Annotated in this window: 5 protein-coding genes and 1 pseudogene; 3 read left to right on the forward strand and 3 right to left on the reverse strand. The window is 46.2% G+C overall.

The genetic code is table 11. From position 1 onward, the window contains the following. Positions 1-22 precede the first annotated feature (22 nt). Positions 23-895 (forward strand): annotated as a pseudogene (locus L4D74_RS24625) (diaminopropionate ammonia-lyase); the annotation flags it as partial. Between the two features lie 453 nt (positions 896-1,348). On the opposite strand, the gene L4D74_RS24630 reads toward L4D74_RS24625, so the two are convergent. The 3 genes from L4D74_RS24630 to L4D74_RS24640 form a co-directional block, all read right to left on the reverse strand. Next, positions 1,349-2,500: a M20 aminoacylase family protein gene (locus tag L4D74_RS24630; protein ID WP_428755024.1), complete on the reverse strand. Its 1,152-nt coding sequence runs from the start codon at positions 2,498-2,500 to the stop codon at positions 1,349-1,351. 68 nt (positions 2,501-2,568) lie between these two features. Further along, a complete protein-coding gene (locus tag L4D74_RS24635) occupies positions 2,569-3,549 on the reverse strand; it encodes a DMT family transporter (protein ID WP_428755025.1) in 981 nt (326 codons plus the stop codon). Between the two features lie 69 nt (positions 3,550-3,618). After that, complete coding sequence (locus L4D74_RS24640) at positions 3,619-4,785, reverse strand: M24 family metallopeptidase (protein WP_428755026.1); 1,167 nt, start codon at positions 4,783-4,785, stop codon at positions 3,619-3,621. 566 nt (positions 4,786-5,351) lie between these two features. On the opposite strand from L4D74_RS24640, the gene L4D74_RS24645 reads away from it, so the two are divergent. Together L4D74_RS24645 and L4D74_RS24650 are read left to right on the forward strand one after the other, a co-directional pair. After that, positions 5,352-5,735: a RidA family protein gene (locus tag L4D74_RS24645; RefSeq protein WP_428754500.1), complete on the forward strand. Its 384-nt coding sequence runs from the start codon at positions 5,352-5,354 to the stop codon at positions 5,733-5,735. Positions 5,736-5,846: 111 nt separating this feature from the next. Next, positions 5,847-6,418 (forward strand): pyridoxal-phosphate dependent enzyme (locus L4D74_RS24650; RefSeq protein WP_428755027.1); only part of this gene is annotated, 572 nt, incomplete at its 3' end.

Consider the following 6,418-nt stretch of genomic DNA (forward strand, 5'->3'; position numbering starts at 1 on the left):
TTAAAAACGGTGTCATCAAACATCAAAGCTTGAGGCGCCATTAACGTTTGCCACGGCGACAGCCGGCAACCATGGCACTGGTGTGGCGTGGGCGGCGCGTGAAATGGGGCAAAACGCGGTGGTGTACATGCCAAAAGGTTCGGCGCAAGCGAGCGTAGAGCGTATTAAAGGTTTAGGCGCAGAGTGCATTGTGACGGATGTTAACTACGATGATACCGTGCGCCTTGCTAATGAAACGGCGCAAGAAAATGGTTGGATGCTAGTACAAGACACGGCTTGGGAAGGGTATGAAGAAATCCCAACGTGGATTTCTCAAGGTTACATGACCATGGCGGATGAAGCGGTTGAGGAAGTTGCGGCGCTGGAATTTGGCATGCCGACGCATGTGGTATTGCAAGCGGGTGTTGGCGCGATGGCGGGCGGTGTATTGGGGTATTTAGCGGATAAACTCGGCGCTGATACCTTTGATACTATTATTGCTGAGCCTGCGGCAGCAGATTGTATTTATCGTTCAGGCACCAGTGCAGAAGGCAATATGGTGAATGTGAGCGGTGATTTGAACTCCATTATGGCAGGGCTTGCGTGCGGTGAGCCTAATCCGGTGACGTGGCCTGTTCTGCGTGATTGCAGTCGTTATTTTGTGTCGGTAGAGGACAGTGTGTCCGCGAACGGTATGCGCATCTTGGGTAACCCACTGAGCGATGATCCAAAGATCATCAGTGGTGAGTCAGGGGCGATCACCTTGGGTGTACTACGTGAATTGCATACACAGGGTTTGGATGAGCAAGTTGGTCTAGATGCGGAGTCAGTAGTTTTGCTGTTTAGTACCGAAGGAGACACCAATCCAGATCGTTACCATCGTATCGTATGGGAAGGTGAGTACGCCGCATCGTAGGTTATGGCGGGCTATATTAGCCATGAAAAAGCGCATCGATGATGCGCTTTTTTTGTATGTATGCATAAAGCAACTGGATATTAGCAAGTACACGTAAAGGCGCTGTATCTTCATTTCATACTGTTTGCTAGAAAGAAGAAAGCGCGCTGGCGGTGTGACTGGTCACTATTGTGTTGTCACCTACCGGAACGTTTGAAGCAGCGAAGTAGATGAATTGGAAACTGGCTAGGCTACTAAAAAGCAGTCACAGCTTTAGCGTCTTGAGTTTATGGCGTTGAAGTTAAGGTGTTGAGTTTAAGGTTCTGAGTTTAGATATTGAATCTATAGTGAGTATTGGGCTGTTTTGTTCATGTCTCTGGTTATTATTAAGCAAAAAAGAGCACGCCGTGACGTACTCTTTTGTTCGTTAATTGGGCAAGTTAGCCTTGCGAAGCGAGTGTTTTTTGGGGGTAACTACGCGCTTAATTGCCCTTCTACGAGTGCTTTCCAATATTGGATACCATGACCCAAAATTTCGTCATTAAAGTCGTAAAGCGGATTGTGTAATGCGGTTCCGCCGCATTCACCAATTCCGTTACCCACTAAAATGTAGCACCCCTTAACTTCACGAAGCATAAACGAGAAGTCTTCGCTGATGGTGAATGGTTCACAAGCGCCATCGACGTTTTCTGTGCCTACGACCTGTTGAGCGGCCTTAATGGCATGCTCGGTTTCTTCTGGTGTGTTGATGGTAGAAAGGAAGCTATTGTTAAAGGTGTACTGATAGTCAACGCCTGCTGCCATACATTGACCTGCGACAATACGTTCAATAGCCGCTTCAATCTTGTGTAACGCTTCGTCAGTAAAGCTACGAGTGTCACCGCTGATTGTTACCTGTGAAGGGATAACATTCACGGTGCCGTTGGTTTCGAAGTTGGTTACCGAGATAACGGCTGTTTCATTAATTGCACTTAGGTTTCTAGACACAATGGTTTGTAGTGCAGTAACAATTTGCGCGCCTACGACGATAGGGTCGGTGCCCATGTGAGGAAGTGCCGCGTGACCACCTGTAGCTTTGACGACAATTTCAAAGCTACTTTCGCTGGCCATAATAGAGCTAGGGCGAGTGACAAATTTGCCTGCAGGAATACCAGGTAAATTATGCATGGCGTAGATGGAGTCCATGTTCCAGCGAGTAAAGAGCCCATCTTCAATCATCGCTTTAGCACCAGTGCCTCGCTCTTCATCAGGCTGAAAAATGAAATACACCGTGCCATCAAAGCTCTTCGTTTGTGCCAGTTCACATGCCGCGCCCAATAGCATGGCAGTGTGGCCGTCATGGCCACAGGCGTGCATTGCACCTTGGTGTTTAGAAGCGTGACAGAAGGTATTTTGTTCTTGGATACGTAAAGCATCCATATCCGCTCGCAAACCGATTGAACGAGTACTGGTACCATTTTTCAGGATACCTACCACACCTGTGCCACCGATGTTACGGTGCACCTCTAGGCCAAATTCCTCTAGTTTGTTTGCAACGAATTCTGCGGTTTTAAACTCTTCAGTACCGAATTCAGGGTACTGATGTAGGTGGCGACGCCATTCAATTGCGGAACATTCTACAGACATTTACATTCTCCTATTTGCAGGTGATTGGTCATCAATCACCTGCGGTATAACATTGGTTAAGTAATGAATTATTTTGCTTCTTGGGTCTTAAGGCTGATTGTTTCTTCAGGTGTTTCTTTTGTTTCGTATTTAGTGAAGATGTAAAGCGCAACCACAATAAGAGAAACAATGATGGTTTTACTTAGGACCATTTCTTCTCCTAGAGTGAGAACAGCAACCAAGTAGCCGACGAGTGGCATGAGGTTTAATGCCATTGTTGATTTTTCTACGCCAATTTGTTTGAACGAGTAGAGTTGCACTAGGTAGCTACCACCTGAAATACCAGTACCTAAGAAAATAAGCAGGCCTATAAGTAGCGGGCTAGAGAAAATGATGTAAATTTGCGACAAGTCGAGTCCCATCGCGATGACAACAAACACGCCCATCACCGCTACAGAAATGTATTGGTAAAGCATAGAGACGACAGAGCCATATTTTTCCGCAAGGCTGGCACGAAGGTGTGCTGTCCATGCTAGTGCAAGCATTGAGCATGTCACATAGACATAACCTAATAATGCCGTACCACCTTCGATAGAATTGGTTGGCCCTACACTCATAGCGTAGATACAAAGCGCCGACGCAATGAAAGCACCCCATTGAATTTTGTTCATTCTAAAGTTCATGAACATCATGCCAAAGAAAACGGTCGCAAACGGCTGCATGCCTTGGATTACGCCATTTTCCGTTGCGCCAATGTGCGCTAGAGAGAGGAAGTTGAACAGCGAGAATACGCCTTGACCAACAATGCCGCATAACGCGATACGAGCGAAATCTTTTTTCTCGATTTTAAGGGACTTACCTAGGTCAACACTCAGACTTTTACTACGAGACGTAAACATGTAGATAATAGAGAGGCCAATCACTGCAGTGACGTAGCGGAAGAAAACTAATGTCATTGGGTCGACGGCCATAGAGAGTGGCTTAGAGACGACCCCGGTTACGCCCCATATACAGGCAACAGCGATGGCTGCAATCCAGCCTAAAAATACATTTTTCTTTGTCGTGTTCATTTTTCAGTCCTTAGTAGGGTGCCAACGTCATGGATATCATGCGTTGGCTTATTGTTATGATTAGTTGAATTAGTCGATGATGATGAGTTCAGGGGCCGCGCGTTCAGACAACCATTCCGCGCCGTTTTCGGTGATGACGATATTTTCCTCGTGCACCATAGATTTGCCCGGTGCGTAGACCATGCCCGGCTCAAGCGTCATCACCATGCCTGGCTCTAGGATGGTGTTGTCGGTGGCGGTGTTAGATGGACGCTCGGTAAGCTCCATTCCCAGACCATGACCAAGACGACCGACGTCGTTCCCTAGTGCGCCGTTGGCTTCTAGCACTTTCCACATGGCGTTATAAATATCAGTGGTGGTGGCGCCCGGTTTCGCCGCTTCAAAACCTTTAGTGGTGGCTTCATAGGTGGCGCGATACGCGGCTTTGGTTTGCTCACTGGCGTGACCAAATGCCCAGTTGCGGTCGAAATCAGAGAAGTAACCATCACGCACCGCACCCGTATCGATAATCAGCACGTCACCCGGTTCAATAATGCGGTCGGTCGGACCCATAATGATGCTGTCATAGCCGTCAGGACCGGAGCCTGCAATGATGTACGGACACTCATCGGCGCCTTCTAGCAACATATCAATACGGAACTGTTTACAGATTTCACGCTCGGACATGCCTGCTTTGGCGTAGCTTGGAACTTTGTCGAAGGCGACGTTAGTGATGCGGCATATTTCACGTGTTTTTTCGATTTCGGCTTGAGATTTAATCTGGCGAAGACCGTGCATTTCTAGAGAGACATCAACRAAGTCTTTTTTCACCATGGTGGTGAGTTTTAAGTAGTTGTTCACTGGCATACGCAGGTGAGATTCAATCCCTAACGTCGCGCCCACTCGGCCATGCTTACACGGTAGAGAGTTTAATGCGCTGGCGACGAGGCTAATGCCGTCATCTTCAGGTCTTGGAGATGGCCAAGTAATGATGTTATCAATCCAAGTCCCGGCCATACCGCTTGCGCCGATTTCAGGGATGATGGCAATAGGTTTACCTTCAGCAGGCACGATGACAAACCAAGGACGTGTTGGGCTGTGCCAAAACTGGGTATGAAAGCCGGTGAAGTAACGAACGTTAGGCTCGGTGGTGAAAATCATGGCATCGAGTTTTTTGTCATGCATGACTTTTTGAGCACGTAATGTTCTGTTTTCAAACTCCGCCAGTTCAAAGCCTCGGTTTAAGTAGTTAGTCATCAAGTGTTACCCCTGTTCCCGTAATGTTATTGGTGTGATGTTGTGTATCAACGTCACTGTATAGTTCATATTTGTGAACTTTATGGGGAGGATATTAATGATATTTCAGTCAAATAATGTGACCCAAGTCTTGCGGTTCACTATAGTGCACTGAAAGTGCCTTTAATCGAATAATTTATTGATTTTGGTCAATTTTGGTAGGTTTGCGATAAAAAAGTTTAACTTTATTCTTGATGGGGAGGGAGATATATAGTTATATAGTTACATAAAGTTAATTGATTGCCGGGACTGTTTGATAGTTATGTCGAATGTGTGATGGTGATCAAAGTTAACAGTAGTGACCTTTTGTGGGGCGCTGATGCACTGCCAAAGATTAGGTCATTTATTAGAATTGCTTTATTGACTATTGTTTTTTAGACGTAGATTTTAATGCATTGTTTTATAGGTATTTTCTGTTTTTTATGAATGCTCGAACCCAAGTTCGAGTATTTTTGAGCGATTCGTATTGGGCATAAGATGCATTTACGGTCGTAATGTTTTGAAACACTATTTAAGAGTAAATTAAGATGAAAACAACCATTCATACAGAGTCAGCACCTGCCGCTATCGGTCCTTATTCACAAGGAACGGCATTTAAAGAGCTGGTTTTTACATCCGGTCAGTTACCGCTAGATCCAACGACGATGGCTTTTGTTGAAGGGGGCATTACCGAGCAAGCTCGCCAATCTCTGTCTAACTTAAAAGCAGTATTAGAGGCGGCTGGCGCGTCTATTGATAGCGTGGTGAAAACGACGTGTTTCCTATCGGATATGGAAAACTTTGTGGCATTCAACGAGGTGTACACAGAAGTATTTGGTACTGAAAATGCACCATCACGCTCTTGTGTAGAAGCCGCTAGATTGCCGAAAGACGCCTTGGTTGAAGTTGAAGCGATCGCGTATATCAAATAGTCATTCATAGTTACTACGAGCCATCGGCATTTATCACCTCCTCTCATATTTTGATAAATCGTTGGATGGCTTGTTTTATTCTTCTCATTTTGTTTCTTTTAGGTACCCCCCATGCTCAAACTCGCCAACAATAAATTCTATTCTGGAAAAACCAGTGCCCTGTTTTCTGCTGATCAAGCGCTTCAAGCGCGTCAATTTCACCAAAAAATTGAAGGTTACACACCGACACCGTTAGTGTCTTTACCTGCCCTAGCGCAACAATTAGGCGTGAAAGCGGTGTTGGTGAAAGATGAGTCCAAGCGTTTTGGTCTTAATGCGTTCAAAGTATTGGGTGGCTCCTACGCATTAGGTCGTCAATTGGCCAAGCACTTGAATGTGGATATTGCTGAAATTGACTTAAAAACGGTGTCATCAAAGCTTGAGGCGCCATTAACGTTTGCCACGGCGACAGCCGGCAACCATGGCACTGGTGTGGCGTGGGCGGCGCGTGAAATGGGGCAAAACGCGGTGGTGTACATGCCAAAAGGTTCGGCGCAAGCGAGCGTAGAGCGTATTAAAGGTTTAGGCGCAGAGTGCATTGTGACGGATGTTAACTACGATGATACCGTGCGCCTTGCTAATGAAACGGCGCAAGAAAATGGTTGGATGCTAGTACAAGACACGGCTTGGGAAGGGTATGAAGA

The organism is Vibrio cionasavignyae (genome assembly GCF_050337155.1).
Lineage (GTDB): Bacteria > Pseudomonadota > Gammaproteobacteria > Enterobacterales > Vibrionaceae > Vibrio > Vibrio nomapromontoriensis.

Bases quoted from the DNA above. Each gene is read 5' to 3' on its own strand.
- L4D74_RS24630 (WP_428755024.1), bottom strand. From the start codon at position 2,500: ATGTCTGTAGAATGTTCCGCAATTGAATGGCGTCGCCACCTACATCAG.
- L4D74_RS24635 (WP_428755025.1), bottom strand. From the start codon at position 3,549: ATGAACACGACAAAGAAAAATGTATTTTTAGGCTGGATTGCAGCCATC.
- L4D74_RS24645 (WP_428754500.1), top strand. From the start codon at position 5,352: ATGAAAACAACCATTCATACAGAGTCAGCACCTGCCGCTATCGGTCCT.